We start from the raw sequence: 26,286 nt of genomic DNA, 5'->3' as shown, positions 1-26,286 counted from the left end.
CTCCCGTCGCGGTCGACGTCACGGTCGCCGACTCAGTCCCGTCGCAGCTCGAGCATCTGGCGGTCGAAGAAGGCGGCGAGCTCGTCGGTCGCCGACAACGGCAGCACATGGGCGACGTACTGGTCGGGCCGCACCACGACGACGCAGCCCGCCGTCCGGTCGATGCCGCGCTCCTCGAAGATGTCGACGTGCGGGTCCACCGCGAAGACCTTCTCGTAATCGGTGAGACCGAACGGCCCGGAGGGCGGGAGGAACACCCGCGGCACCCGAGTGATGTCGACGTCGACGTGCCGCTGTTGGTACACGGCCTTCACGTCGAAGACCGCGTCGAGGTCCGCTCCCTCCGGCGTGAACCGCACGACGGGCGAATCGGCGGAGGACGCGAGCCAGTCGGCCCATTCATCGAGGCCCCCCGGTCGGCTCACGTCGTCGCCCGCGAACGCGTAGATCCGCCAGCGCCCGTCCGCTCGCGCGTGGTGCCCGAGGTGGAGCGGGTTCGCGTCGGCGACACGCACGACGGGCACCGATTTGAAGCGCTTCCCGATGGGGAATCCCGTCGCGAGGCCCTGGTGGGTGTGTTCCCCGACGAGCATCGACGGCGGGTACTGCGTCCGGAATCCGGCGGGGAACTCGGCGGTCGTCACGTAGAACTCCCCCAGCTCGGCGGGGTCGTCGAACTCCTCGGGCTTCTTCGCCATGAGGCTCGACCACTCCTTGTCGAACTCGATGAGGTCGCGGGCGATCACCTGACGCTCGGCGGAGTAGGTCGCGAGCAGCGATTCCGGGGCCCGACCGTCGAGCACGTGCCCGAGCTTCCATCCGAGATTGAAGCCGTCCTGCATCGAGACGTTCATCCCCTGACCGGCCTTCGCGCTGTGCGTGTGGCACGCGTCACCGGCGATGAAGACGCGGGGCGTGCGGTCCTCGCCCTCCGTCACGTCGTCGAACGCATCCGTCAGGCGGTGCCCCACCTCGTAGACGCTGTACCAGGCGATGTCCTTCACATCGAGCGTGTAGGGGGGGAGAATCTCGTTCGCCTTCGCGATCGCCGTCTCCTTGGTCGTCTTCCGGACGGATCCGGCGTCGCCCTCCGGGACCTCGCCGAGATCGACGTACATGCGGAAGAGGTGGCCGCCCTCCCGCGGAATGTGGAGGATGCTGCCGTGGCGCGACTGGATGGCGCACTTCGTGCGGATGTCGGGGAAGTCGGTGACGGCGAGCGTGTCCATGACGGCCCAGGCGTGGCGCGCCTGATCGCCCTCGAGGCGTCGACCGATCGCCTCCCGCACGCCGCTGCGAGCGCCGTCGCAACCCACGACGTACTTCGCGCGGACGGTGCGCTCCTCGGCGTCGGCCCCCTCCTCCGCGGTGTAGCGCAGCGTCACCGTGACGGGGAAGTCGCCGCCCGCATCCGAGTGGTCGACCTCGAGTCCCACGAACTCGTAGCCGTAGTCGGGCTTCATGCGCGTGGGCGAATTCGCCATGACCTCGGCGAAGTAGTCGAGGACCCGCGCCTGGTTGACGATGAGGTGCGGGAACTCGCTGATGCCGTTCGGGTCGTCCTCGGCGCGCGCGGTGCGGACGATCCGCGACGGGTCCTGCGAGTCGGGCGCCCAGAAGCACATCTCGGTGATCCGGTACGCCTCCTGGACGATCCGCTCGGCGAACCCGAAGGCCTGGAACGTCTCGACACTGCGTGCCTGGATACCGTCGGCCTGCCCGATCGCGAGTCGGCCCGGCCGTCGCTCGACGAGGCGCGTCGTGATCCCGGGGAACTGCGACAGTTGCGCCGCGAGGATCATGCCGGCCGGGCCACTCCCGACGATGAGCACGTCGACCTCGCCGGGTAGGTCGGCCGGGCGGTCGACGCCCGTCCCGGCGGGTGGGCTGACGCGGGGATCGCCGGAGACGTACCCGTGGTGGTGGAACTGCATCGTTCTTCCCTCCGTCGACTGCGATGTCGAGAAAGCTGTACCGGGAGAACGTAGTGTTCTATAATCGAACACGACGTTCTACTATTGAAATCGATCGTAGACGTCGGCGTCTCGTGCGACAAGCACGCGCGACGCAGGGACGGGAGAATCGATGGCCGCTCAGAACGACACTCCGGCGCTGCAGACGCTCAGCCGGGGCATCCGTGTGCTCGAGCACCTCGCCGACGTGCGCGGGTCGTCGACGATCGACGAGACGGCTGCCGCCCTCGGCGTGCACCGATCGATCGCCTACCGACTCGTGCGCACCCTCGAACAGCACGGACTCGTCGCGCGCGACGAGTCCGGCCGGATCACCCTGGGCTCGCGCATGGCGGCGCTCGCCGCCGGCGTCGCCCATGACGTGCAGGCCGAGGCACTGCCGGAGCTCACCGCCATCGCGAACGAGCTCGGCATGACGTGTTTCCTCGCGACGCTCGATCGGGACGAGTGCGTCACGCTCGTGAGCGTCGAACCGCGGCACGCCGTGGCGGCCGTCGCCCAGCGTCCCGGCACGCGACACTCCGTCGCCGTCGGCGCTCCCGGCAAGGCGATCCTCTCGGCGGTCCCGACGTCCGACTGGCCCGACGGGGTGTCCGACGCCACGCGAGCGGAGGTCAAGCAGGTCGCCGAGGCGGGGTTCGCGACGAGCCACGACGAGGTGATCCCGAGCCTCCGCTCCGTCGCCGTCCCCCTGTCGGTCCGCGGCCGGGCGCCGGCGGCACTCGCGGTGGTCTACGTCGTGAGCGCCCACGGCGACGCGGAGATCGGGCGACGACTCGTCACGTCCGCCGACGCCATCCGGCACGCGCTCGGCGGCTGACCGGGTCGGTTGATCAGCCGCCGACCCGCGTCAGACCGAACGGGTCGCGTCGGCACCTGCCGCCACCGCGACATCGGCGCCGACGACCTCGCCGATGCCGTCGAGCCACTCCTGAGCCGCCTCCACGGGGTCGGCGCCGCTGCCCGCGTCGTGACGACCGTATTCGCCGACGCGTTCGGCGCCGCACGCCGCCAGCGCCTCGTCGAGCAGTTCGCTGCCCCGCGAGTACGTCTTCGTGTAGCTGCGGTCTCCCATCCCGAAGACGGCGTAGCGCAGGCCGTCGAGCCGGTGGGCGCCGCTCCGGAGCGCCGCATGGAACGGCCGCGCCGCCGTCGGGACCTCGCCGTCCCCGTACGTCGACGACACGACGAGGTGCAGTCGGGCGGGATCGAGGTCGTCCGGCCGGGCCTCCCCGAGATCGAGGACGCGGACGTCGGTGGTGGGCTCGAGCACCCGCCGCAGGTCGTCGGTCACGAGCTCGGCCCCTCCCGATTCGGAGGCGAAGGCGACCGTGACGGGAACACCGAACCCGCGTGCGGCCGCCGGCCCATCGTCGCGCGGGGGCAGCGCGATCGACTCGTCGCGAGCCGCCGCGAGCAGTTCCTCGCGCGACCGGAGCTTGCGCCGCTCACGACCCGGCACGGCGGCGAGCCGTTCCTGTAGGTCGACTCTCCGCCAGCCGTCGGCGTCGACGGCTGGCGCGAGGCGTTCCCACTCCCGGCGCGCGGGTCGATCCTCCGCCGAGGTGTGTGCGGCGAGGTCCTCGAGGATCATCGCGGCGAGGCCGCGAGCGTCGGCTCGCTGGTCGGGGATCGTCCCGCGCGGGCCGCGGCGGAGCCAGCCCGCCGTGTAGAGTCCCGGCTCGACACGGCCGGAGGCGTGCGCGGCGGGCTCGAGCGGTGACTCGGGGTCGGCCGCGAAGCCGACGGCCGTCACGACGGAATCGGCGGCGAGCCGCACCTCCCCGTCGGGCGAGGCGAAGACCACGGCCTCGGCGGCCGCATCACCCTCGATGCGCACGGGGCTGAGGCCGAACCACCACTCGACGGTCACCCGTTCCCGGTGACCGTCGCCGTCGCCCGAAGACGTCAATTCCCGCACGGCGTCGAGCCGCGCGTCCTTGCCCGCCGGAACCGTGTCGAGATCCGCGCCGTGGACGACGTGCCGCACGCCGGCGAGCCCGGCGAGTTCGCGGACCATCACGGGATCGAAGCGCGCGGCGGACGGCAGGCTCCGACCGACGACGTGGACCGTGCGGACGTCCCCCGCGATCTCGCGCAGCACGTCGTCGTCGATGTCGCTGCCGTCGTAATCCTGGGGGTCGCGCGAGAGAAGTCGCACGACGTCCATGGCGACGTTGCCGTGCCCCACGACGACGACGTTCTCGCCGAGGTGCGGCGTGCCCGCCTCGTCGGGGTGCCCGTTGGCGGCGCGCGTCAACGCACCGGCTCCCACGATCCCGGGCAGTTCGGATCCGGGCACGGCGAGTCGCACGTCGCTGTGCAGACCCGTCGCGAGCACGACCGCGTCGAACGACTCGCGCAAGCGCTCGAGGGTCACATCCGCTCCGAGCCGCACGTTGCCGTGAAAGCGGGTGTGCTCGGGGTCGAAGAGTCGATCGAACTGACGTGCGACCGACTTCGTGCCCTGGTGGTCCGACGCGACGCCGTAGCGGAGCAGACCGTACGGCACGGGGAGGGCGTCGAAGACGTCGATCTGCGCGTCCGGTGCGGCGCGGCGGAGGGCCTGGGCGGTGAAGCAACCCGCGGGACCGGCGCCCACGATGGCGACGCGTGCGGGGGTCGACGGCGTCGCCGTCTCGGTCGAGCCAGCAGTGGGAGCCGCAGCACCGTCGGCCGCGGCGCCGACTCCGGCAGCACCCGAATCCGACGACCACTGCACGGGCAGCTTCAACATGCCGCGGAAGACCCAGCCACCCACCTGGGCGGGCCGGTCTGCGACGAGGTCGAGACCGCGCAGTCGACCGAAGAGGCGCGGCAGTCCGATGTCGGCGACCTGCGAGCGCGCGACCCACGCGCCGAGGCACACGTGCACGCCCTTGCTGAAAGCGAGGTGCGGCTTCACCTCCCGGCGGATGTCGAACCGGTCGGCGTCATCCCACACGGATTCGTCGCGGTTGGCGGAGAGGATGCAGATGCCGAGCTTGGCGCCCGCCGGGAGGAGCACGCCCGAGAGCTCGACGTCGCGCGTCGTCTGCCGGGAGTACAGCCCGATCGGCGCGATCCAGCGGAGGCTCTCCTCGAACACCGCCGACCAGAGCGCGGGATCCTCCTCGACGGCCCGGCGCTGGTCCGGGTGCGACAGCAGCGCCCACGCGGCGACGCCGAGAGCGTCACGCGGCTCGTTGAGGCCGCCGCCGATCGTCATCTTGATGTTGGCGCGGATCTTCTCGATCGGCATGCGGTCGCCCGGCATCGCGAGCAGCGACGAGATGAGCGAGTGGTCGGGGTGCTTCACGTGCCACGTGAGCATCTCGTCGAGCGCGAGGTCGACCTCGTCGAACGACCGGCGCCCGAGCTCCCAGACGGCGGGATCGTCGGCGTAGTTCCCTGTCGCGTCGATGAGCGTCTGCGACCAGCGCTGCAGATCGGTCTGGTGCACGTTGTGGAAGCCGAGGATCTCACGCAGGTTCTCGGCGGCGAAGGGAGCGGCGAAGTCCCAGATGAGGTCCGCGTCCGGCCCCCGCTCGACGAGCTCGTCGATGTAGCGGTCGGCGTTTCGCTCGAAGACGGCCCGCCACGTGCGCTTCACGACACCGGGCCGCAGCACCGGTTGCCACGCCGCGCGCTCCGCGTAGTGCTCGGGGTCGTCGCGGCGGAGCATCGAGTGACCCATCGCTCGGATCTGCAGCGAACCCTCCTCGTTGGCCGAGAAGGTCTCCTGATCGAACTCGGTCGCGTGGACCGCGTCGTAACTCGTGATGAGGTACCGGCCGACCTGCGGCACCCAGTGCACGCCGCCCTCCGCTCGCAAGCGGTCGTAGATCGGGAACGGGTCGCGGTACAGATCCGGGATGGTCACCCAGTCGGCGACGGGAGCGGGGTTCGCGGTCATGGCACTTCCTCGTGTCCGGCACCGCCGTGGTGCCTCCCTCTCGATTGTGCGCTCGTCCATTGCGAAGCAAAAGCGGATATAGTCGCTCTACCTCTTCGGAAGGACCGGACATGGACGTCCCTGACATCCCGCCGTTCAGCCTGCGGCAGCTCGCGTACCTCGTCGCCGCAGCCGACGCCGGCACGATGGCGGCGGCCGCCGAGCGGCTGCACGTGTCGACCTCGGCCCTCTCGGACGCGATCACCGAGCTCGAGCGCGTGACCGGCACGCGCCTCTGCGTCCGCCGCCGAGCCCACGGGCTCACCCTCACGAGCGCCGGCGCCCACGTCGTCGGGCACGCCCGGCCCTTGCTCGCCGCGGCTCGCGAGTTGTCGATCTCGCTCGCGTCGCCCGACGGCGAACTCTCGGGGCCGCTGACGATCGCGTGCTACCCGACCCTCGCTCCGACCGTGCTCCCGCCGCTCCTCCACGATTTCGGAGCCGCTCACCCCGCTGTCGAGCTCCACCTGCTGGAGGTCACGCACGAGGAGCTCCGCGGCCGCATCGAGACGGGCGAGGTCGACGTCGCGTTCGTCTACGAGACGCTCGTGCCCGGCAATCCGTCCCGCGCCCGGCTCTTCGAGCTGCCGGCCCACGTGCTCGTCTCGGCGGGCGATCCGCTCGCCGACCGGGCGACGGTGCGGCTCGAGGACGTCGCCGATCGCGACCTCATCCTCCTCGACGCGCCACCGTCGAGCGAGCACACGCTCTCGCTCTTCGCGGCCCGTGGACTGACGCCGCGGATCCGGCACCGGACGTCGAGCTACGAGGCCGTGCGCACGCTCGTCGGGCGCGGACTCGGGTACGGCGTGCTCGTGCAGCGGCCCCTCAACCCCGCGAGCTACGAGGGCTACCCTGTCGTCATGAAGGAGATCGAACCCGCCGTTCCGCCCGTCGGCATCGACGTCATCTGGTCGTCGGACGCCGCGCCGACACCCCGGGTTCGCGCGCTCATCGACTTCGCCTGCTCGATCGACTGGCCGGGACGGAGCGCGTCGTGACGCACCTCGACTGGGGCATCAAGGAGACGCTCGTCGGCTACGTCACCGGCATGGCGGACGGCGAGGTCGCGACGGAGGACGGAGCCGGGGCCGTCGGGCGGAGTTTCCGGTTCCCGCTCGTCCGGCGCGACGGCGACGTCCTGAGCTTCAGCGGCCGTGTCGTCATGACGGGCCACGGCGGACTGCTCAACGTGGTCATCGGGGACCCCGCGATCGAACACGGTACGGACGGCTGGACGCTCACCATCGCGGATCCCGACGTCCCGGATGACCGTCTCGTCTTCGCGACCCTCGAGGGTATCGAAGAATCCGACGCGGGCCTCACCGTCGCCTCCGCCGCTCTCACCGAACCCGGAGCCGACCTCTTCTTCGGCCCCTACACACGCGGAACACCGCTCGACGCCCCGACCGTCGTGGGTTGACGCGAAGGGCGCCGAGGTTGAATTGGCAGAACGAGCCATGCTGTGGGGGCAGCTGAAAGGAGTCGTCGATGTCGGGTCAAGTTATAGTTCGGGCGTGAGTATAAACGCGTAATCGAAAGCCATTTCGGTCGTCCGGCAAAGCTGGGACGAATCATTCGCGTGTCCTTCGACCTCGATGAATAGAGGGGAAGCGATTCTCGACGGGATCGCCGAGGTCACGACGAGGGCCCGCTCAGCGCTTCCTCGTCCGCGGCGACGTTCTTCTGCACCGCGAACTGGGTCCGGTGCAGTTCCTCGTACCGCCCGCCCGCGGCCAGCAGTTCCTCGTGCGTGCCGCGCTCCACGATCGAGCCGTCCTCGACCACGAGGATCAGGTCCGCGCTGCGGATGGTGGAGAGGCGGTGCGCGATCACCATCGCCGTCCGCCCCTCGAGCGCCTCGCTGAGCGCCGCCTGCACGGCGGCCTCGGACGTCGAGTCGAGCGCCGCCGTCGCCTCGTCGAGGATGACGACGCGCGGCTGTGCGAGCAGGAGCCGCGCGATGGTCATGCGCTGGCGCTCACCCCCGGACAGTCGGTAGCCGCGCTCCCCCACCATGGTGTCGAGCTGGTCCGGCAGGGACCGGATGAGCGGCTCGAGTCGCGCACGGCGGACGGCGTCCCACACCTCGTCGTCGGACGCCTCCGGCCTCGCGAGGCGCAGGTTCGAGAGGATCGTCTCGTGGAACAGGTGGCCGTCCTGCGTCACCATGCCGAGGGTGTGCCGCATGGAGGCGAACGTGACGTCGCGGACATCCGTACCCGCGAGACGCACGGCGCCGCTGTCGACGTCGTACAGGCGCGAGAGGAGCTGCGCGATCGTGGACTTCCCGGCACCGGACGTCCCGACGAGGGCGACGGTCTGCCCCGGCTCGATCCGGAAGGACACACCGTGCAGCACTTCCTCGCCGCCGCGGGTGTCGAGCGTGGAGACCTCCTCGAGGGAGGCGAGGGACACCTTGTCAGCGGAGGGGTACGCGAAGCGGACGTCGTCGAACTCGACCGCCACCGGGCCTTCCGGGACGGCGACGGCGTCGGGCTTCTCCTGGATGAGCGGTTCGAGGTCGAGCACCTCGAAGACGCGCTCGAAGCTCACCACCGCGCTCATGATCTCCACCCGTGCGTTCGCGAGGCTCGTCAACGGCGCGTAGAGGCGGGTGAGGAGGAGCGCCAGGGTGACCACGTCGCCCGTCTCGAGCTGGCCGCCGAGTGCGAGGAAGCCGCCGAGCCCGTAGACGAGCGCGAGGGCGAGGGCGGAGACGAGCATCAGTGCGGTGAAGAAGACGAACTGCAGCATCGCGGTCCGGACCCCGATGTCGCGGACACGGGCGGCGCGGACGCGGAACTCCTCGGCCTCCTCGTCGGGCCGGCCGAACAGCTTCACGAGGGTGGCGCCGGGCGCCGAGAAGCGCTCGGTCATCTGCGTGCTCATGGCGGAGTTGTGATCGGCGGCCTCGCGCCGCAGGGCGGCGAGGCGGCTGCCCATGCGACGCGCGGGCACCAGGAAGATGGGGAGCATGATCACGGCGAGAACCGTCACGAGCCAGGACGTGCTGAGCATGACGATCAGGGTGAGGATCAGCGCCACGAGGTTCGTGACCACACCGGACAGCGTGCCACTGAAGGCCTGCTGAGCACCGATCACGTCGTTGTTGAGGCGGCTCACGAGGGCGCCGGTCCGTGTGCGGGTGAAGAACGCGATCGGCATCTTCTGCACGTGGTTGAAGACGGCGGTGCGGAGGTCCAGGATCACTCCTTCGCCGATCCGTGCCGAGTACCAGCGCGTCACGAGTGACGCGGCGGCGTCGGCCACCGCCACGAGCGCGATGACGACGGCGAGCCACACGATCGTGCCGGCCTCGCCCCGGGCGACGATGACGTCGACGACCTGGCCGGCGAGCACCGGCGTCGCGACCGCGAGGAAAGCTCCCACGACCGAGAGGGCGATGAAGATCAACAGCTGGGCCCGGTAGGGCACCGCGAACGTCATGATCCGCCGGACGGTCTCACGGGAGAAGCCGTGCTTGCCGTCCCTGGCGCTCGAGATCTTGTACAGCGAGCTCCAGGCCGCGCTCTCCATGCTCATTGCGGTTCCTTCCGTAAGCCCCAGCCCAACTTAGACTCCTCCGGAGCGCAGGAGGTCCCGGAAGGGCGAGGCCCCGCTGCCCCATCCGCCATCCCACCCCGCACCGCCGAGCACATCGACGCACCGTGAGTAGGGTCGAGAGGGTGACGAAACGAACGGTCCACGAGAATCCGTGGTTCTCCATCTCACTCACGGAGGCCGGTGAGCAGCGCTGGTATCGGGTCGAGCGGGCCGACAGCGCCCTCCTCATCGGCACCGGCGATCAGGGTCGGTTCCTGATGATCCACGGCGTGCGCGACACGACCGGCACGGAGCCTCTCTACGAGTTCCCGTGCGGCGGGATCGACCCGTCCGAGGATCCGGCGAGCGCCGCGGTGAGGGAGACGCGGGAGGAGACGGGGTGGGAGGCGACGGACCTCACCCCGCTCGGCTCGTTCGTCGAGGCGCCGGGGATCAGTCCGTCCCGGTGCTTCGTGTTCGCCGGCCGCGTGTCACCCGGCGGCGAAGCGAGTCTCGAGCCCGGCGAAGAATGGACGCCCGTCACGGTCTCGACGGAGCGGCTCAAGGCGCTCATCGCCGAGGGCCGAGTCCAGGACGCGGGAACGCTCGCCGCCCTCGCCCTCCACTCGGCCCGCGAGTCCGCCGACTCCTGGCGGACCCGCCGATAGCGGGACACAGCAGGAGGGGGTCACCGGTCGTCCTGGTGACCCCCTCCCTTCCGTCGCCCCGCGGGCTCAGCGGTGGCTGTGACCGTAGATGGGACTCGTCGTCTGCGCGGCCTCACCCTCGAGGCCGAGCGGGATGTTCGTCCGGTCGCGCAGGAGGAGCGTCGCGATGAACGCGACCGTCATGACACCGGCGATGTACCACGCGACGGCGTTCGACGTGCCCGTCATCTGCACGAGCCAGGCCGAGATGAGCGGAGCGAACGCGCCTCCGAGGATCGCACCGAGCGCGTACGCGATCGAGACGCCCGAGTAACGGATCGACGCCGGGAACAGCTCAGTGAAGTACGCCGCCTGCGGTCCGTAGGTGAGGCCGTTGCCGATCGTGAACAGGGCGATGCCGATGAAGAACAGGAACGCGTTGCCCGTGTTCACGAGGGGGAAGAGGAACCACACCGTCACGAGGAAGACGATCCAGCCGGCGATGTAGGTGTTGCGGCGCCCGATGCGGTCGGAGATCGCGCCGCCGACCGCCGTGAAGATCAACCACACCACTGCGGAGGCGGTGACGGCGAGCAGCACCGGCGTGCGCTCCATCCCGACGAGTCCGCCCTCCTCGACCGGGGTCGTGGCGTAGCCCTGGAGGAACCCGCCCGTCGTCATGTAGCCGGCGGCGTTGTTGCCCGCGAAGGTGAGCGCGGCGAGGATCACGAGCAGCCAGTGCTTCTTGAAGACCTGCACGATCGGGGTCTTCGTGCGCTCCTTCTTCGTTGCGAGTTCCGTGAAGACGGGGCTCTCCTCGACCGAGCGGCGCACGATGAAGCCCACGATGATGAGCACGAAGCTCAGCAGGAACGGGATGCGCCAGCCCCACTCGACGAACGCCTCACCGGGCGAGATGACACCCGTCATGAGCGCGAGGACGCCCGACGCGAGCAGCATGCCGAGCGGCACGCCCATCTGCGGGAAGGAACCGAAGCGACCCCGCTTGCCCTTCGGCGCGTGCTCGACCGCCATGAGGACGGCGCCGCCCCACTCGCCACCGGCCGAGAGGCCCTGCAGCACACGGAGGAGGACGAGCAGGATGGGGGCGAGGACGCCGATCTGCGCATAGGTGGGGAGGACGCCGATGAGCGTCGTCGCACCGCCCATGAGCACGAGCGTCCACACGAGCATCGCCTTGCGGCCGATGCGGTCGCCGAAGTGACCGGCGAGGAACGCACCGAGAGGGCGGAAGAGGAAGCTCACGCCGACCGTCGCGAACGATAGCAGGACGGCGGCCTGCGGACCGGCGGGGGCGAAGAAGAGAGAGCCGAAGATGAGACCGGCGGCCTGCGCGTAGAGGAAGAAGTCGTACCACTCGATCGTGGTGCCGATGATCGTCGCAGTGGCGACTCTCTTCATGTCGGCGCTGGCGACCGCGGGGGGCGCGTACTGGGTGGACACGGGTGTGCTCCTTGTCGTCGTTGACGGGGGCGGCGCCCGGGGGCTTCGCTGCCCGGGACGGACCGGGCGGTGGGGGATCAGCAGGCGCCGCGCTGAGACAGATGGTATACGATGTGAGATACGATGCAAAGAGGCGGAGTTTCCATGGATGACGCGACTGATCCGGGCCGAGAGGGCTTCGACACGGGCCGACACGGCGTTCCGGCCACTGGTCAGGCGCCGCAGGAGCCCTCCGAAACTGGTGCGTCCGCGCATGATGAGGCGGCCGGAACGGCCCCGTCGTCGGACCTCCGGTTCTCGGCCCTCCCCTCCCGGCCAGGCAAGATCATCGCCGTCCACCTCGCCTACACATCGCGTGCCGAGCAGCGTGGCCGCCGTCCCGCCGCCCCCTCGTACTTCCTCAAGCCGTCGAGCTCCGTCGCCGCGACCGGCGGCACCATCGAACGGCCGGCGGGCACCGAACTGCTCGCCTTCGAGGGCGAGGTCGCCCTCGTGATCGGCAAGCCGGCCAAGCGCGTCAGCGAGGCGGACGCCTGGTCCCACGTCGACTGGATCACGGCCGGCAACGACTTCGGGCTCTACGACCTGCGCGCGAACGACAACGGCTCGAACGTGCGGTCGAAGGGCGGCGACGGATTCACGCCCCTCGGCCCGGAACGGTTCCGGGCCGAGACCGTCGATCCGTCCGCCCTGCGGGTGCGCACTTGGGTCAACGGCGAGATCGCCCAGGACGACACCACGGGCGACCTGCTCTTCTCCTTCCCGCGCATCGTGGCGGACCTCTCGCAGCACATGACTCTCGAACCGGGCGACGTGATCCTGACCGGGACCCCGGCCGGTTCCTCCGTCGTGGGCCCCGGCGACGTCGTCGAAGTGGAGGTCGACGCTCCCGAGGCGCCCGGAGCTCCGACCTCCGGCCGGCTCGTGACGACGGTGGTCGAGGGCCGAGAGCCGTTCGATCCCGCCCTCGGATCGCTCCCCGCCGTCGACGACCGGCAACGCACGGAGGCGTGGGGATCACGCGAGGCCGCTGGCCTCCCGCCGCTCGGGCTCGATTCGGCACTGCGCGCGAAGCTCGAGGAGGCGCCCGTCGCCGGCCTCTCCGCCCAGTTGCGGAAGCGCGGCCTCGACAACGTCACGATCGACGGCGTGCGCGCGAACCACGCGGACGTCAAGCTCGTCGGCCTCGCAAAGACGCTCCGCTTCGTCCCCCATCGCGAGGATCTCTTCGCGAGCCACGGTGGCGGGTACAACGCCCAGAAGCGCGCATTCGACTCGCTCCGGGAGGGCGAGGTCGTCGTGATCGAGGCGCGTGGGGAGAAGGGGTCGGGCACGCTCGGCGACATCCTCGCCCTCCGCGCCCGGTCGCTCGGCGCCGCCGGCATCGTGACCGACGGGGGCGTCCGCGACTACGACGCCGTCGCGGCGCTCGGGATCCCCGTGTTCTCGAACGGCGCGCACCCCGCGGTCCTCGGCCGCAAGCACGTGCCGTGGGACACGGACGTCACGATCGCGTGCGGCGGGACGACGGTGCAGCCCGGGGACATCATCGTTGGCGACGGCGACGGCGTCATCGTGATCCCGCCGGCCCTTGCCGCGGAGGTCGCGGACGCCGCGATCGCCCAGGAGGCGGAGGACGCGTGGATCGCGGATCAGGTCGCGGCGGGCCACCCGGTCGACGGGCTCTTCCCGATGAACGCCGCCTGGAAGGAGAGGTACCGCCAATGGCGCGAGACGAACTGACCACGGAACGCACGAGGCGCACGACGCCGCGGGGCCCGAGCAAGTCGCAGCAGGCGTACCACTGGCTCAAGGAACGCATCGCCCGGCAGGAGTTCACTCCCGGCTATCGACTCGTCCTCGGCGCGATCGCGGGAGAACTCGACATGAGCGTCGTCCCCGTGCGTGAGGCGATCCGTCAACTCGAGGCCGAGGGACTCGTGACGTTCGAACGCAACGTCGGCGCCCACGTGTCGATGGTCGACGACTCCCAGTACCGCTTCAGCATGCAGTCCCTCAGCGTGCTCGAGGGAGCAGCGACGGCGCTCGCCGCCCGCGCCCTGACGCCGGACGACATCCGCGAGGCGCGCGCGATCAACGAGCGCATGATCGAGACGCTCGACGACTTCGACCCACGCGCCTTCACGGCCCTCAACCAACGCTTCCACGCGATCCTCTTCGCGCGCTGCTCGAATCCCCGGATGCTCGAACTCGTCGAGACGGAATGGGCGAAGCTCGGCCACCTGCGCGACTCGACCTTCAGCTTCGTGCCGGGCCGTGCCCAGGAGTCGGTCGCCGAGCACGAGAACATCCTCGTCCTCCTCGAGAGCGGCGCACCCCTCGGCGAGATCGAGAAGGCCGCCCGCCGGCACCGCGTCGCGACCCTCGACGCCTACATGACCCACGAGCACCCCGACGAAGCCCTCGGCGTCCTCGATATCTGACCACCCCAGCTCCACCGATCCCACCGATTCGACCTCCGGAGGAACAATGATGGACACGACGACGGTCGCAGCGACGCGACACGTACCGGCCGACCTGCCCACGCGCATCCAGCACTACATCGACGGCGAGTTCGTCGACTCGGCGGACGGCGACACGTTCGACGTGCTCGACCCCGTCTCCAACGAGACCTATCTGCAGGCGGCCGCCGGCAAGAAGGCCGACGTCGACCGCGCGGTCGCGGCAGCGCGCCGCGCCTTCACCGACGGGCCGTGGCCGCGCATGCTGCCGCGCGAGCGTTCGCGCGTGCTCCACCGCATCGCCGACATCGTCGAGTCCCGCGATGCGCGCCTCGCGGAGCTCGAGTCGTTCGACTCCGGGCTGCCCATCACGCAAGCGCTCGGACAGGCCCGCCGGGCCGCGGAGAACTTCCGCTTCTTCGCGGACCTGATCGTGGCGCAGTCGGACGACACGTACAAGGTGCCGGGCCGTCAGATCAACTACGTGAACCGCAAGCCGATCGGTGTCGCGGGCCTCATCACGCCGTGGAACACGCCATTCATGCTCGAGTCGTGGAAGCTCGCCCCCGCGATCGCGACGGGGAACACCGTCGTCCTGAAGCCCGCCGAGTTCACGCCGCTCTCCGCCTCGCTCTGGGCGGGCATCTTCGAGGAGGCCGGCCTCCCGCAGGGCGTCTTCAACCTCGTGAACGGTCTCGGCGAGGACGCGGGCGACGCCCTCGTGAAGCACCCGGACGTCCCGCTCATCTCGTTCACGGGCGAGAGCCGCACGGGGCAGATCATCTTCGCCAACGCCGCTCCCTTTCTCAAAGGGCTCTCGATGGAGCTCGGCGGGAAGAGCCCCGCGATCGTCTTCGCGGACGCCGACATCGAGGCGGCCGTCGACGCCACCATCTTCGGCGTCTTCTCCCTCAACGGCGAGCGCTGCACAGCGGGAAGCCGCATCCTCGTCGAGCGATCGATCTACGACGATTTCGTCGAGCGCTACGCCGCCCAGGCGAAGCGCGTCGTCGTCGGCTACCCGCACGACCCCGAGACCGAGGTCGGCGCCCTGGTGCACCCCGAGCACTACGACAAGGTCATGAGCTACGTCGAGATCGGCAAGAGCGAGGGCCGCCTCGTCGCCGGCGGCGGACGACCGGAGGGCTTCGACGAGGGCAACTTCGTGGCCCCCACCGTCTTCGCCGACGTCCCGTCGGACGCCCGCATCTTCCAGGAGGAGATCTTCGGACCCGTCGTCGCCATCACCCCCTTCGACACGGAGGAGGAGGCGCTCGCACTCGCGAACGGCGTGCGATACGGACTCGCCGCCTACGTGTGGACGAACGACCTGCGCCGCGCGCACAACTTCTCGCAGGCCGTCGAGGCCGGGATGGTGTGGCTCAACTCCAACAACGTGCGCGATCTGCGCACGCCGTTCGGCGGAGTGAAGGCCTCGGGACTCGGCCACGAGGGCGGCTACCGCTCGATCGACTTCTACACGGATCAGCAGGCCGTGCACATCACCCTCGGCGCAGCGCACAACCCCACGTTCGGCAAGAAGGAGACCCCGGCCGAGATGGCAGAGGATGCCGAAACGGCCGAGGGCTGACGAAGCCGAGCACGCGAACCACACGACACGGACACACGCACGACCATCGAGCAAGGACGCTTCATGACCATCATCACCCCCGACTCCCCCGAGCCCGTCGTCACGGACGGCGACCCCATCCAGGTCGCGAACCGCATCCCGACGCCCACCGCGTCGGCCCCCGACGTGCTGCGCTGCGCCTACATGGAGCTCGTCGTCACCGACCTCGCGGCATCGCGAGCCTTCTATGTCGACGTCCTCGACCTCATCGTCACGGAGGAGGACGAGGAGACCGTGTACCTGCGGTCCTTCGAGGAGTTCATCCACCACAACCTCGTGCTGCGGAAGGGCCCCGTCGCGGCTGTCGCCGCGTTCTCCTACCGGGTGCGGAGCCCAGAGGACCTCGACAAGGCCGTGGCGTTCTACACGGAGCTCGGCTGCCGCGTCGAGCGTCGCGCCGAGGGCTTCACGACGGGCATCGGCGACTCCGTCCGCGTCGAGGACCCGCTCGGGTTCCCGTACGAGTTCTTCTACGACGTCGAGCACGTCGAGCGGCTCGCGTGGCGCTACGACCTCTATACGCCTGGTGCGCTCGTGCGGCTCGACCACTTCAACCAGGTCACCCCCGACGTCCCGCGCGCCGTCGCCTACATGGAGGACCTCGGCTTCCGCGTCACGGAGGACATCCAGGACGGCGACGGCACGGTCTACGCCGCGTGGATGCGCCGCAAGCCGACCGTGCACGACACCGCGATGACGGGCGGCGACGGTCCCCGCATGCACCACGTCGCGTTCGCGACGCACGAGAAGCACAACATCATCGCGATCTGCGACAAGCTCGGCGCCCTCCGCCGCTCCGACGCGATCGAACGCGGACCCGGACGCCACGGCGTCTCGAACGCGTTCTACCTCTACTTGCGCGACCCCGACGGCCACCGCGTCGAGATCTACACGCAGGACTACTACACGGGCGACCCGGACAACCCCGTCGTCACGTGGGACGTGCACGACAACCAGCGCCGCGACTGGTGGGGCAACCCCGTCGTCCCGAGCTGGTACACGGAGGCGTCGCTCGTCCTCGACCTCGACGGCAACCCGAAGCCGCTCGTGAGCCGCACCGACTCGTCCGAGATGGCGGTGACGATCGGGGCCGACGGCTTCTCCTACACACGGAAGGACGAGGAGGACTCGCTTCCGACGTACAAGCAGGGCGAATACAAGCTCGGCAACCAGCTCTAGGCTGTGCCCACCGACCGGAGGAGACCCATGCTTTCCGAGGAGACCATCGCGGCGATCGCCGACGAGCTCGCGACCGCCGAGCGCGACCGGGCGACCGTTCCGCTCCTGACCGCGCGCCACCCCGACATGACCGTCGAGGATTCCTACGCGGTGCAGAACGAGTGGCGCCGCCGGGGGATCGCCGCGGGGCGCCGCCCCGTCGGCCGCAAGATCGGCCTGACGTCGAAGGTCATGCAGGTCGCGACGGGCATCACCGAGCCCGACTACGGTGCGATCTTCGCCGACATGGTGTTCGAGAACGGATCGGTCATCGAGCACGACCGCTTCTCGAACGTCCGCATCGAGGTCGAGCTCGCGTTCGTCCTCTCCGCGCCGATCGAGGGGCCGAACGCGACCGTGTTCGACGTTCTGCGGGCCACCGAGTACGTCGTCCCGGCGCTCGAGATCCTGTCGTCCCGCATCGAGATGCAGGGGCGAACGATCGTCGACACGATCAGCGACAACGCCGCGATGGGCGGAATGGTGCTCGGCGGCACGCCCGTGCGACCGGACGCCGTCGACCTGCGCTGGGTGTCCGCCCTGCTCTACCGCAACGAGACGATCGAGGAGTCGGGCGTCGCGGCGGCCGTGCTCAATCACCCCGCGACGGGCGTCGCGTGGCTCGCGAACAAGCTCGCGCAGCACGGCGATCGCCTCGAGGCCGGGGAGATCGTGCTCGCCGGCTCGTTCACCCGCCCGACGTGGGTGCATCCGGGCGACACCGTTCTCGCCGACTACGGACCCCAGGGGACGATCGCATGCCGCTTCGTCTAGCCCCGACGTTCCGCGAGCGGCTCGACGCCTCGCCCCGCCCGCTCGCCGGCATGTGGGTGAGCTCCGGCAGCCCCCTCGTCGCGGAGATCTGCGCAGGGTCCGGCCTCGACTGGCTGCTCGTCGACATGGAGCACTCGCCCAACGGCCTCGAGTCCGTCCTCGCGCAGTTGCACGCGGTCGCCGCGTATCCCGTGACGCCGGTCGTGCGCGTGCCGAGCGGAGACCCCGTGGGACTCAAGCAGGTGCTCGACCTCGGGGCGCAGAACATCCTCGTGCCGATGGTGTCGACGGCCGACGATGCGCGAGCCGTCGTCGAGGCGGTGCACTATCCGCCGCGGGGGCGACGCGGGGTGGGCTCCGCGCTCGCACGCTCGGCCCGCTGGAACCGCGTCGACGGCTACCTCGAGAACGCCGCGGAGCACGTATCGCTCCTCGTGCAGGTCGAGACGGCCGAGGCCGTCGAGAACGCCGCCGCCATCGCCGCGGTCGACGGGATCGACGGCGTCTTCGTGGGCCCGAGCGACCTCTCCGCCTCGATGGGGCTGCTCGGGCAGCAGACGCACCCGGACGTGACCGCCGCGGTGCTCCGGGCGTTCGAGGCCGTGGGGTCCGTCGGCAAGTCCGTCGGGGTCAACGCGTTCGATCCCGCCGCCGCGCAGCGCTACCTCGAGGCGGGCGCCTCCTTCGTCCTCGTCGGCGCCGACGTCGCACTGCTCGCTCGCGGTTCGGAGGCTCTCGCCGCTCGGTTCATCGCCGACGAGGGACACCCCGGCTCCGGAGACTCGAACGCCGGTGAGCCGGTGCGCCCTTCCTACTAGGTGGACTGCACCGACCACATCAGCGGCTAGCCCTCCCTCGGACCGAGCGCCACTCAGACGAGGACGAGCCGCGTCGTACCCTCGCGGGGCACGAACACGGACTCTGGGTCGAGGCCGAACTCGGCGAGGTCGGAGGCAAGGGCGCGCGCGTGGCCGACGCGCGCACCGACCCCGTCGAGGCCGCCGACTTCGTCACCGCGACGGGCGTCGACGGACTCGCCATCGCGATCGGGTCGTCGCATGCCATGGTCACGCAGTCCGCCGCGCTCGACCTCGAGCTGCTCCGCCGGATCCGATCCGCCGTTCCGGTCCCGCTCGTCCTCCACGGCACGTCGGGAGTACCGGACGAGCTCGTCGCCCGAGCAGTTGCCGACGGCATCACCAAGGTGAACGTCTCGACGCAGCTCAACCGGGCAATGACGGACGCCGTCCGTTCACTGCTGACGGCCGAGCCCGCGGTCGTCGATCCGCGCCGATACCTCGGCGCCGCGCGCACGGCCATCGAGCAGCAGGCGGCTCACCTCATCTCGCTCATCTCCCGCCCGACGGCCGCCGTGGCCGTCGGCACCACGTCCCCCGTGAAAGGAACGCCATCATGACCAACCCCCTCCCTCCGACACCCCTTCCGTCCGCCCCGCTCGGAACCAGCGGTCTCGACATCACTCGCGTGGGGCTCGGGGCGTTCGCGATCGGGGGATCGGCCTGGTCGTACGGCTGGGGCGTCCAGGACGACGACGAGTCCGTGCAGACCATCCTCGCTGCCGTGAACGCCGGCGTCGACTGGATCGACACCGCGGCGGTCTACGGCCGCGGCCACTCCGAGGCCGTCGTCGGCGCCGCCCTGCGACAGCTCTCGGACGACGAGCGCCCCCTCGTGTTCACGAAGGGCGGGCTCGTCTGGTCAGAGGACGACGCCCTCGACACGGGAGAGCGGAAGGTCGGCGACCCCGACAGCCTGCGCCGCGAGGTCGACGACTCGCTGCGGCGGCTCGGCGTCGACACGATCGATCTCTACCAGATGCACTGGCCGGCGGAGGACGGCACGCCCCTCGAAGAGTACTGGTCGGCGCTCGTCGATCTGCGGACCGCCGGGAAGGTCAGGGCGATCGGGCTCTCCAACCACGACGTCGACGAGCTGACCCGCGCCGAGGCGATCGGCCACGTCGACTCGCTGCAGCCCCCGTTCTCGGCGATCTACCGCGACGCCGCGTCCGACGTCATCCCCTGGTGCGCGGCGAACGGCACGGGCGTCATCGTCTACAGCCCGATGCAGTCCGGTCTCCTCACCGGCTCGTTCTCCGCAGAACGCGCCGCGGCCCTCCCCGCGAACGACTGGCGATCCCGTCACGACGACTTCCGGGGCGACGGCCTCGTCCGGAACCTCGCCGTCGCCGATGCGCTCACGGAGATCGCGACGACCCGCGGCGTGACGACGGCGGAAGCGGCCATCGGGTGGGTGCTCGGCTTCCCCGGAGTCACCGCCGCCATCGTCGGTGCCCGTCGCGGCGGTCATCGAACGGACCGGTGCCGGATCGGGCCCGCTCGCCCCGTGAGTCCGGTGTGCCGCTTCGCATTCCATCGAAGCGGCACACCGCCGGTCACCGGCGGAGCGGCACGGGGGCCGTCTCGCGGACCCGCTTCCGGAACCAGTCGACGAAGATGCCCTTCGTCGGGTCATGCACCGAGGAGTTCCACACGATGGTGGCGATCGACGTGACCGCGGGAGCGGCGATCGGCCGGTAGGCGACGCCGGTCAGCCGCACCGTCGCGAGTCGACTGGGCAGGAGACTCACCCCGAGCCCCGCCGCCACGAAGCCGATCTGGTCCGTGTACGTCGTCCCGCTGATCATCGTCCGACGGGGCGAGAAGCCCGCCGCGACGCACGCCGCGATCATGCCGTCGTACGCTTCCGGGGAGCCATGGCGCGGGAACATGAGCAGCTCCTCGTCCTGCAACTGACCCAGACCGACCTCGTCCTGCGCCGCGAGAGGGTGGTCCGATGGCAGCACCACGACGTACGGGTCGACGTACAGCTCCGAGTGGCTGAGAGCCTCGCCGCGGGGTTTCGAGTAGAGCAAGCCGACGTCCATCTGCGCCATCGACAACATGTCGACGAGATCGTTCGTGTTCTCCTTGCTCACACGGAGATCGATACCCGGGAACTGCGCACGGAAGCTCCGGACCATCGCGGGGAGGTCGCCGTAGAGGAGGGACGGCACGATCCCGATGCGGAGCCGCCCGACCCGACCGACGCGCGAATCGGTCACGAGAGCATCGATCTCCTGCAGGTCGTCGAGGAGCTTCCTGCTGTGGGCGAGCAGCTTGATGCCTGCCTGCGTGAGCTCGAACGGCGTGACCGAGCGGTCGATGAGCTTCGCGCCGAGGTCCTTCTCGAGTCGCTGGATCTGCTGCGACAACGCCGGCTGCGAGATGCGCAGCCGCGCAGCGGCATGACCGAAGCTCCTCTCCGAGGTGAGGACGACGAAATACTCGAGGCGCCTGGTCTCCATGGCGTCAGCCTAGGAGAGCGGGCTGCCGGCCGGTGCTCCGATGCTCGTGTCGCTCACGACGCGGTCGCCTCCTCCAGGCGGAGACGACGACGATCCGCCTGCACGACGGGATCGGGCACCGGGACCGCTTGGATGAGGCGGCGCGTGTACTCCTCCCGCGGGTGGTGCAGGATCTGACGCGTGTCACCCTGCTCCTCCACTCGGCCCCGGTTGAGGACGACGACACGTGTCGCGAGGCGCTCGACGACCGACAGGTCGTGACTGATGAAGAGGCAGGAGAAGCCGAGTTCCGCCTGCAGTTCGAGGAGCAGTCGGAGGACGGACGCCTGGACCGAGACGTCGAGCGCAGACGTCGGCTCGTCGGCGATGAGGACGCTCGGACGGACGGCCAGGGCGCGCGCGATCCCGACGCGTTGGCGTTGTCCTCCGGAGAGCTCGTGAGGGTACCGGTCGACCCAGTCGGCCGGGAGCCGCACGAGTTCGAGCAGCTCGCGCGCGCGCTCCGTGCGCACCCGCGCGTCCTTCTCGACGTCGTTCCAACGCAGCGGGGCCGCGATGCTGGCACCGATCGTCGCCCGCGGGTCGAGCGACGACGCCGGGTCCTGGAAGACGATCGACGCCTCCCGCCGGACGGAACGCATCTGAGTCCGCGTCGCACTCGCGAGGTCGACGTCCGCGACCCGGATCGACCCGGACGTCACGGGTACGAGCCCGATCGCCGCGCGACCGATGGTGGACTTGCCGGAGCCGGACTCGCCGACGAGACCGACGACGTCACCCCGACCCACGCGCAGGTCGACGTGATCGACGGCGACGAACGGCTTCTCGCCGAAGCGACCGGGGTAGCGGATGACGAGGTCCCGCACCTCGAGCACGGCGTCCCCGGCCTCGTCGCTCATCGCCTCCGGCACGTCGGGTTCGACCACGCTGATCGAGACGGTCGGTTGCCGCTCGACGATCTCGCTGCGACCGAGGAAGGGCACCGAGTCGAGCAGCTCCCGCGTGTAGGCATGCTCCGGAGCGGCGAAGAGTCGCGCGGTGGGTGCGTCTTCGACGACCCGGCCGTCCTTCATGACCACGACGTGCGTCGCCATGTCGGCGACGACACCCATGTCGTGTGTGATGAGGAGGAGGGCCATGTCGAGTTGCGCCTGGAGGTCGAGGAGCAGGTCGAGGATCTCGGCCTGGGCCGTGACGTCGAGAGCCGTCGTCGGCTCGTCGGCGATCAGCAGCTTGGGATCCCCCGAGATCGCCATCGCGATCATCGCCCGCTGTCGTTGACCGCCGGAGAGCTGGTGCGGGTACTGGCCGAGACGACGCTCCGGATCCGGGAGGTTCACGAGTCGCAGGAGATCGAGCGCCCGCCGATCCGCCTCGGACCGACTCAGTCGCCCATGCGCGCGCAAGACGTCCCGGAGCTGCGTCCCGATCGTGTAGACGGGGTTCAGCGCGGTCATCGGCTCCTGGAACACGACGCCGACCTCGCTCCCGCGCACGGCGCGCATGCGCGCAGCGCCCGTTCGGATCAGGTCTTCGCCCGACAGCTCGATCGTGCCGCGGCGGCGCGCGTTCCCGGGGAGCAGATCGAGGACCGACATCGCCGTCACAGACTTCCCGGAACCGGATTCCCCGACGAGAGCGACGGTCTCGCCCGCTCGCACGTCGAACGAGACGTCGTGCGTCACCGCCTTCCAGTCGGTGCCGGAGCCGAACTCGACGGACAGGTCACGGACTCGCAGCACGGCGGTCGACGCGCTCGGCGTCGGGTCGGTGGGTATGAGCTTCTCAGGCATGACTTCCCTTCCTCGCACGGGGGTCGAGCAGATCGCGCAACGCATCGGCCAGGAGTCCGAAGGACAGGATCGTGAAGACGACCACGATGCTCGGCACGAGGATCGTCGAGGGATCGTTCCCCATGTATCGCTGCCCCGACGCGACCATGCCGCCCCACGACGGCGCCGGCGCGACGACACCGAGCCCGAGGTAGCTCAGTCCGGATTCGAGCAGGATCGCCGAGGCCATGACGAGCGAGAACTGGACGATGATCGGGGCGGTCACGTTCGGGAGCACGACCCGGAAGAGCGCCGTCGACGTCCGCGCGCCGAACGCCTTCGCGGCATCGACGTATTCGAGTCGCTTGACCGAGAGCGTCTGTCCGTACACGATGCGTGCGAAACCGGGAGCGAAGAGGATCCCCATCACGGCGATGAGGGTCCACTCGCCCGGCCCGTAGATCGTGACGATCAGGAGCGCGAGGATGACCGGCGGGAACGCGAGGAGGACGTCGCTCACGAGCCGCATGGTCAGGAACTCCGCCACGCCGCCGAAGTAGCCTCCCACGAGCCCGAGCAGCGAACCCAACACCGCCGCCACGGCGCTCGCTCCGAAGGCGATGAGGAGCTCGACTCTGGCTCCGTTGAGGATGCGGGCGAGAACGTCCCTCCCGTACTCGTCGGTGCCGAGCAGGTGTCCGGGTGCGCCCGGCGGGAGCAATCGGTTGGCGACGTCCTGGGCGAGCGGGTCGACGGGAACGACGATCGGTGCGAGCACCGAGAGCACGACGAGGAGGAGGACGAAGGCGAGCGCCGCCCACCTCACGACGGTGAACGCGCCGGCGATCCGGCGGAATCGGGTGAGCACGGGGCTACCTCACTCTCGGATCGAGGAAACGGTAGACGAGGTCGACCACGATGTTGATCGCGATGAACAGCACCGAGATGACGATGACGATCCCCTGCACCACGGGGTAGTCGCGATTGACGACCGAGTCGACGAGGAGCGCTGAGAGCCCCGGGAAGTTGAAGACGCGTTCGGCGAGCACCGTCGAGCCGAGCATGATGCCGACCTCGAGACCGATCGCCGTCGCGACGGGCGTCATCGAGTTGCGCAGCACGTGTCTCGAGAAGACGCGCGACGGCGTCAGACCCCACGATCTCGCCGTCCGGACCCAATCCATCCGCGAGGTCTCCACGACGGACGAGCGCGTCATCCGCGCCGTCACGCCGATGAAGGCGATCGAGAGGGTGAGGGCCGGCAGGAGGAGCAGCCGCAGATGCGCGACCGGGTCCGCTTGCCAGCTCACGAAGCCGCCGGCGGGGAACCATCCGAGAGTGAGCGAGAACACGAGGATGAAGACCGTGCCGAGCACGTAGACGGGGACGGAGATGGCGAGACTCGAGAACGCCGTCACGAGCGAATCGACCCAGCCTCCGAAGCGACCGGCCGCCGCGCCGAGCGCGACGCCGACGATCGCTCCGACGAGGCAGGCCAGGACGACGAGCTCGATCGTGTTGGGGAGCCGTTCGAAGATCGTCGTGACGACGGGGCGGCTGTCGCGGAACGACGAACCGAGATCCCCCGTCACGACCCCCGCGAGGTAGTCGAGGTACTGCACCACGAGCGGCTTGTCGAGACCGAGCTGCTCGCGCAGCCGCTCGATGGATTCCGGGGTGGCCGTCCCGCTCGCTCCACCGGAGGCCAGGACGGCCGCCGGATCACCGGGCACGGCGTGGATGGCCAGGAAGATCAACGTCAGGACGACGAAGACGAGACCGAGGCCGACGCCGATGCGTTTGGCGATGAAGGAGATCATGGTCCTCCGATGGACGGGAGCGGGACGGTCGAGTCAGCCGGCGCTGATGCTCGTGGAGGCGAGCGTGTAGCCGGAGAAGAACGTGAGGAATCCGGGCAGATTCGAGAACCCGGTCACCGAGTCCTTGTAGGCGAACGCCTGGCCGCGCTGCACGAGGGGGACGAACGGCACGTTCGTCCCGATGAGATCGATCGCCTCCGAGTATGCCGCCTTGCGCGACTCGACGTCGGCGCCCGTGCGTCCGGCCGCGAGGGCTGCCATGATCTCCGGATCGTTCCAGCCGAAGCTCTTCGCGAGGTCGGGGCCCCCCAGGTAGGACTCCAGGTACGCGGGCTCGGACACGATTCCGCCCCAGCCGTTGATCTTCAGCTGGAAGTCACCGCTCGTGGCCTTCTCCATCCGTGTCGCCCAGTCCGGACTGTCGAGCTCGGCGTCGATGCCGATCTCCGCAAGGTCCGCCTGCACGGTCAGGGCCGTGTCCTGGTGGAAGACGTACTGGGAGGTCGTGAGGATCGTCGTGGAGAAGCCGTCGGGGTAGCCCGCTTCCGCGAGGAGCTCCTTGGCGTGCTCGGGGTCGTACTCCCACAGCTCCTGCGACTCGTCGGTGTAGTAGTCGCTCGACTCGGGGATCGGCGGGCCGTAGATCGCCTTGGCGTTGCCGAAGAAGGCGGCATCGACGACGCTGTCCCGGTTGACCGCGTACGCAACGGCCTCCCGGACGAGCGGGTCGGCGAACGGGCCGTCGGTGACGTTGAACTCGATGTCCATGAGCAGCCCGTTCTGGACGTCCATGGTCACGCCGTCGGTCGACTCGAGCGTCGAGAACTGTTCCCACGGGACGTAGTCGATGAGGTCGACGTCTCCGGACACGAGCGCGTTCGTCCGTGCCGTGCCGTCCGGGTAGAAGACGAGGTCGATGCTGTCGAGCGTCACGGCGTCGGCGTCGTAGTAGGCGTCATTGCGCGCGAGCACCAGCTGCACTCCCGCGTCGTCCTGCTCGATGACGAACGGACCGGCGCCGACCGTCGCGACGGCATCGGCCGAGAGGGCCTCGTCCGGTGCGATGAAGGCCGTCGAATCGGCGAGGTACGAGACGAAGTCGGCGTTGTTCTCCGAGAGGTGCACGATGGCCGTCCGCTCGTCCGGCGTCTCGACCTCCGTGATGTTGCGCATCGCGGCGAGGGTGCGTGCTCCGTTGGCCGGGTCCGCGAGGAAGAGGAGCGTGTTCTTCACGTTCGCACTCGTGAGCGGGGTCCCGTCACTGAACTCGAGTCCCTCCCTGAGAGTGAACGAGTACGTCGCCGGGTCGATCTCCTCGAAGCTCTCGGCGAGCGCGGGGACGAGTTCGCCGTCCACGTCGTACGCCATGAGGCCGCGGTGGATGAGGGCGTCGAGCGTGTAACCGGTCGAGCCCTGGTCCGCACCGACCTTCACGTCCTGCGGCTCGCCGGAGAGGCCGAAGCGCAACGTCTGCTCGGGTGCCGCTGACGAGTTCGGCGTCGACGAGGCGCACCCGGTGAGCGCGAGACCCGTCGCGAGGGTCGCGGCCACGACCGCTCGCGTGTTCCGTCGTGCGCCGGGCGACGATCGCCGTGGCTCTGTCCTGTGCAACATGGTTCCTCCTGATCGTGGTGCGTGGGTGTCACTGTCGATGGATGGTGCGGTGGTTGACGGCCGGTGGCCGTCGGATGCCGCGTCGCGTGTCTCCTGCCGGCGGC

General features: G+C 69.8%; 21 protein-coding genes. 12 read left to right on the top strand and 9 right to left on the bottom strand.

Translation table 11 applies throughout. The features are described from left to right. Nucleotides 1–32: 32 nt before the first annotated feature. A complete protein-coding gene (locus tag ELQ90_RS01660; protein WP_128493523.1) occupies nucleotides 33–1,934 on the bottom strand; it encodes an FAD-binding monooxygenase in 1,902 nt (633 codons plus the stop codon). 151 nt (nucleotides 1,935–2,085) lie between these two features. Between ELQ90_RS01660 and ELQ90_RS01655 the strand changes: the two genes are divergently transcribed. Further along, nucleotides 2,086–2,793: an IclR family transcriptional regulator gene (locus tag ELQ90_RS01655; protein WP_128493522.1), complete on the top strand. Its 708-nt coding sequence runs from the start codon at nucleotides 2,086–2,088 to the stop codon at nucleotides 2,791–2,793. Nucleotides 2,794–2,823: 30 nt separating this feature from the next. Here ELQ90_RS01655 and ELQ90_RS01650 read toward each other — a convergent pair whose 3' ends face one another. Continuing rightward, a complete protein-coding gene (locus ELQ90_RS01650) occupies nucleotides 2,824–5,868 on the bottom strand; it encodes a cytochrome P450 (RefSeq protein WP_128493521.1) in 3,045 nt (1,014 codons plus the stop codon). Between the two features lie 110 nt (nucleotides 5,869–5,978). Here ELQ90_RS01650 and ELQ90_RS01645 point away from each other — a divergent pair, with 110 nt between their 5' ends. Continuing rightward, nucleotides 5,979–6,908: a LysR substrate-binding domain-containing protein gene (locus tag ELQ90_RS01645; protein ID WP_128493520.1), complete on the top strand. Its 930-nt coding sequence runs from the start codon at nucleotides 5,979–5,981 to the stop codon at nucleotides 6,906–6,908. Further along, the gene (locus tag ELQ90_RS01640; RefSeq protein ID WP_166408768.1) at nucleotides 6,905–7,330 is read left to right on the top strand and encodes an HtaA domain-containing protein; all 426 of its coding nucleotides are present in this window, start codon (nucleotides 6,905–6,907) and stop codon (nucleotides 7,328–7,330) included. Before ELQ90_RS01645 ends, ELQ90_RS01640 begins: the two co-directional genes overlap by 4 nt. Before the next feature lie 215 nt (nucleotides 7,331–7,545). Here ELQ90_RS01640 and ELQ90_RS01635 read toward each other — a convergent pair whose 3' ends face one another. Continuing rightward, a complete protein-coding gene (locus tag ELQ90_RS01635) occupies nucleotides 7,546–9,453 on the bottom strand; it encodes an ABC transporter ATP-binding protein (protein ID WP_128493519.1) in 1,908 nt (635 codons plus the stop codon). A 143-nt stretch (nucleotides 9,454–9,596) separates the two neighbouring features. Between ELQ90_RS01635 and ELQ90_RS01630 the strand changes: the two genes are divergently transcribed. After that, complete coding sequence (locus tag ELQ90_RS01630; protein ID WP_128493518.1) at nucleotides 9,597–10,121, top strand: NUDIX hydrolase; 525 nt, start codon at nucleotides 9,597–9,599, stop codon at nucleotides 10,119–10,121. Between the two features lie 66 nt (nucleotides 10,122–10,187). Here the strand turns inward: ELQ90_RS01630 and ELQ90_RS01625 are convergent, their stop codons facing one another. Then, nucleotides 10,188–11,522: an MFS transporter gene (locus ELQ90_RS01625; RefSeq protein WP_128494091.1), complete on the bottom strand. Its 1,335-nt coding sequence runs from the start codon at nucleotides 11,520–11,522 to the stop codon at nucleotides 10,188–10,190. Between the two features lie 186 nt (nucleotides 11,523–11,708). Between ELQ90_RS01625 and ELQ90_RS01620 the strand changes: the two genes are divergently transcribed. From ELQ90_RS01620 to ELQ90_RS01585, 8 genes are all read left to right on the top strand, one after another. Further along, nucleotides 11,709–13,307, top strand: coding sequence for a fumarylacetoacetate hydrolase family protein (locus ELQ90_RS01620; RefSeq protein WP_128493517.1), 1,599 nt, complete (start codon nucleotides 11,709–11,711; stop codon nucleotides 13,305–13,307). Then, entirely contained in the window at nucleotides 13,289–14,008 is a 720-nt protein-coding gene (locus ELQ90_RS01615) for a GntR family transcriptional regulator (protein WP_128493516.1), read from the top strand. The genes ELQ90_RS01620 and ELQ90_RS01615 overlap by 19 nt, the downstream gene beginning before the upstream one ends. 49 nt (nucleotides 14,009–14,057) lie before the next feature. Continuing rightward, nucleotides 14,058–15,617 (top strand): 5-carboxymethyl-2-hydroxymuconate semialdehyde dehydrogenase, encoded by a 1,560-nt coding sequence (gene hpaE, locus ELQ90_RS01610; RefSeq protein WP_128493515.1) that lies wholly within the window; start codon nucleotides 14,058–14,060, stop codon nucleotides 15,615–15,617. Nucleotides 15,618–15,680: 63 nt separating this feature from the next. Further along, nucleotides 15,681–16,835 carry a 3,4-dihydroxyphenylacetate 2,3-dioxygenase gene (hpaD, locus tag ELQ90_RS01605; protein WP_128493514.1) on the top strand — a complete coding sequence of 385 codons (1,155 nt, stop codon included), beginning with the start codon at nucleotides 15,681–15,683 and terminating at the stop codon, nucleotides 16,833–16,835. Nucleotides 16,836–16,862: 27 nt separating this feature from the next. Beyond that, a complete protein-coding gene (gene hpaH / locus ELQ90_RS01600; RefSeq protein ID WP_128493513.1) occupies nucleotides 16,863–17,648 on the top strand; it encodes a 2-oxo-hept-4-ene-1,7-dioate hydratase in 786 nt (261 codons plus the stop codon). After that, entirely contained in the window at nucleotides 17,633–18,466 is an 834-nt protein-coding gene (locus ELQ90_RS01595) for an HpcH/HpaI aldolase family protein (RefSeq protein WP_128493512.1), read from the top strand. Before hpaH ends, ELQ90_RS01595 begins: the two co-directional genes overlap by 16 nt. Nucleotides 18,467–18,471: 5 nt before the next feature. After that, the gene (locus ELQ90_RS01590) at nucleotides 18,472–19,065 is read left to right on the top strand and encodes a class II fructose-bisphosphate aldolase (protein ID WP_128493511.1); all 594 of its coding nucleotides are present in this window, start codon (nucleotides 18,472–18,474) and stop codon (nucleotides 19,063–19,065) included. Then, nucleotides 19,062–20,183, top strand: a complete 1,122-nt coding sequence (locus tag ELQ90_RS01585; RefSeq protein WP_128493510.1) for an aldo/keto reductase — start codon at nucleotides 19,062–19,064, stop codon at nucleotides 20,181–20,183. Before ELQ90_RS01590 ends, ELQ90_RS01585 begins: the two co-directional genes overlap by 4 nt. Here ELQ90_RS01585 and ELQ90_RS01580 read toward each other — a convergent pair. From ELQ90_RS01580 to ELQ90_RS01560, 5 genes are read right to left on the bottom strand one after another with little or no spacing between them, the layout of a single operon-like run. Further along, entirely contained in the window at nucleotides 20,065–20,976 is a 912-nt protein-coding gene (locus ELQ90_RS01580; protein WP_128493509.1) for a LysR family transcriptional regulator, read from the bottom strand. The genes ELQ90_RS01585 and ELQ90_RS01580 overlap by 119 nt on opposite strands. 53 nt (nucleotides 20,977–21,029) lie before the next feature. Further along, nucleotides 21,030–22,769 carry an ABC transporter ATP-binding protein gene (locus tag ELQ90_RS01575; RefSeq protein WP_128493508.1) on the bottom strand — a complete coding sequence of 580 codons (1,740 nt, stop codon included), beginning with the start codon at nucleotides 22,767–22,769 and terminating at the stop codon, nucleotides 21,030–21,032. Next, nucleotides 22,762–23,616, bottom strand: coding sequence for an ABC transporter permease (locus ELQ90_RS01570; protein ID WP_128493507.1), 855 nt, complete (start codon nucleotides 23,614–23,616; stop codon nucleotides 22,762–22,764). The genes ELQ90_RS01575 and ELQ90_RS01570 overlap by 8 nt, the downstream gene beginning before the upstream one ends. Before the next feature lie 4 nt (nucleotides 23,617–23,620). Beyond that, nucleotides 23,621–24,568, bottom strand: coding sequence for an ABC transporter permease (locus ELQ90_RS01565; RefSeq protein WP_128493506.1), 948 nt, complete (start codon nucleotides 24,566–24,568; stop codon nucleotides 23,621–23,623). Between the two features lie 33 nt (nucleotides 24,569–24,601). After that, a complete protein-coding gene (locus ELQ90_RS01560; protein WP_128493505.1) occupies nucleotides 24,602–26,182 on the bottom strand; it encodes an ABC transporter substrate-binding protein in 1,581 nt (526 codons plus the stop codon). Nucleotides 26,183–26,286: the final 104 nt, after the last annotated feature.

This window comes from Labedella phragmitis, from assembly GCF_004078635.1.
Classification (GTDB): domain Bacteria; phylum Actinomycetota; class Actinomycetes; order Actinomycetales; family Microbacteriaceae; genus Labedella; species Labedella phragmitis.
The sequence above is the reverse complement of the archived record's forward strand: the minus strand, read 5'-3'. Positions and strand labels throughout refer to the sequence as shown.

What these genes read in the sequence shown, in the direction of transcription:
- ELQ90_RS01660 (WP_128493523.1), bottom strand. Translation starts at nt 1,934, where the DNA reads ATGCAGTTCCACCACCACGGGTACGTCTCCGGCGATCCCCGCGTCAGC.
- ELQ90_RS01655 (WP_128493522.1), top strand. Translation starts at nt 2,086, where the DNA reads ATGGCCGCTCAGAACGACACTCCGGCGCTGCAGACGCTCAGCCGGGGC.
- ELQ90_RS01650 (WP_128493521.1), bottom strand. Translation starts at nt 5,868, where the DNA reads ATGACCGCGAACCCCGCTCCCGTCGCCGACTGGGTGACCATCCCGGAT.
- ELQ90_RS01645 (WP_128493520.1), top strand. Translation starts at nt 5,979, where the DNA reads ATGGACGTCCCTGACATCCCGCCGTTCAGCCTGCGGCAGCTCGCGTAC.
- ELQ90_RS01635 (WP_128493519.1), bottom strand. Translation starts at nt 9,453, where the DNA reads ATGAGCATGGAGAGCGCGGCCTGGAGCTCGCTGTACAAGATCTCGAGC.
- ELQ90_RS01625 (WP_128494091.1), bottom strand. Translation starts at nt 11,522, where the DNA reads ATGAAGAGAGTCGCCACTGCGACGATCATCGGCACCACGATCGAGTGG.
- ELQ90_RS01620 (WP_128493517.1), top strand. Translation starts at nt 11,709, where the DNA reads ATGGATGACGCGACTGATCCGGGCCGAGAGGGCTTCGACACGGGCCGA.
- ELQ90_RS01615 (WP_128493516.1), top strand. Translation starts at nt 13,289, where the DNA reads ATGGCGCGAGACGAACTGACCACGGAACGCACGAGGCGCACGACGCCG.
- hpaE (WP_128493515.1), top strand. Translation starts at nt 14,058, where the DNA reads ATGGACACGACGACGGTCGCAGCGACGCGACACGTACCGGCCGACCTG.
- hpaD (WP_128493514.1), top strand. Translation starts at nt 15,681, where the DNA reads ATGACCATCATCACCCCCGACTCCCCCGAGCCCGTCGTCACGGACGGC.
- hpaH (WP_128493513.1), top strand. Translation starts at nt 16,863, where the DNA reads ATGCTTTCCGAGGAGACCATCGCGGCGATCGCCGACGAGCTCGCGACC.
- ELQ90_RS01595 (WP_128493512.1), top strand. Translation starts at nt 17,633, where the DNA reads ATGCCGCTTCGTCTAGCCCCGACGTTCCGCGAGCGGCTCGACGCCTCG.
- ELQ90_RS01585 (WP_128493510.1), top strand. Translation starts at nt 19,062, where the DNA reads ATGACCAACCCCCTCCCTCCGACACCCCTTCCGTCCGCCCCGCTCGGA.
- ELQ90_RS01580 (WP_128493509.1), bottom strand. Translation starts at nt 20,976, where the DNA reads ATGGAGACCAGGCGCCTCGAGTATTTCGTCGTCCTCACCTCGGAGAGG.
- ELQ90_RS01575 (WP_128493508.1), bottom strand. Translation starts at nt 22,769, where the DNA reads ATGCCTGAGAAGCTCATACCCACCGACCCGACGCCGAGCGCGTCGACC.
- ELQ90_RS01565 (WP_128493506.1), bottom strand. Translation starts at nt 24,568, where the DNA reads ATGATCTCCTTCATCGCCAAACGCATCGGCGTCGGCCTCGGTCTCGTC.
- ELQ90_RS01560 (WP_128493505.1), bottom strand. Translation starts at nt 26,182, where the DNA reads ATGTTGCACAGGACAGAGCCACGGCGATCGTCGCCCGGCGCACGACGG.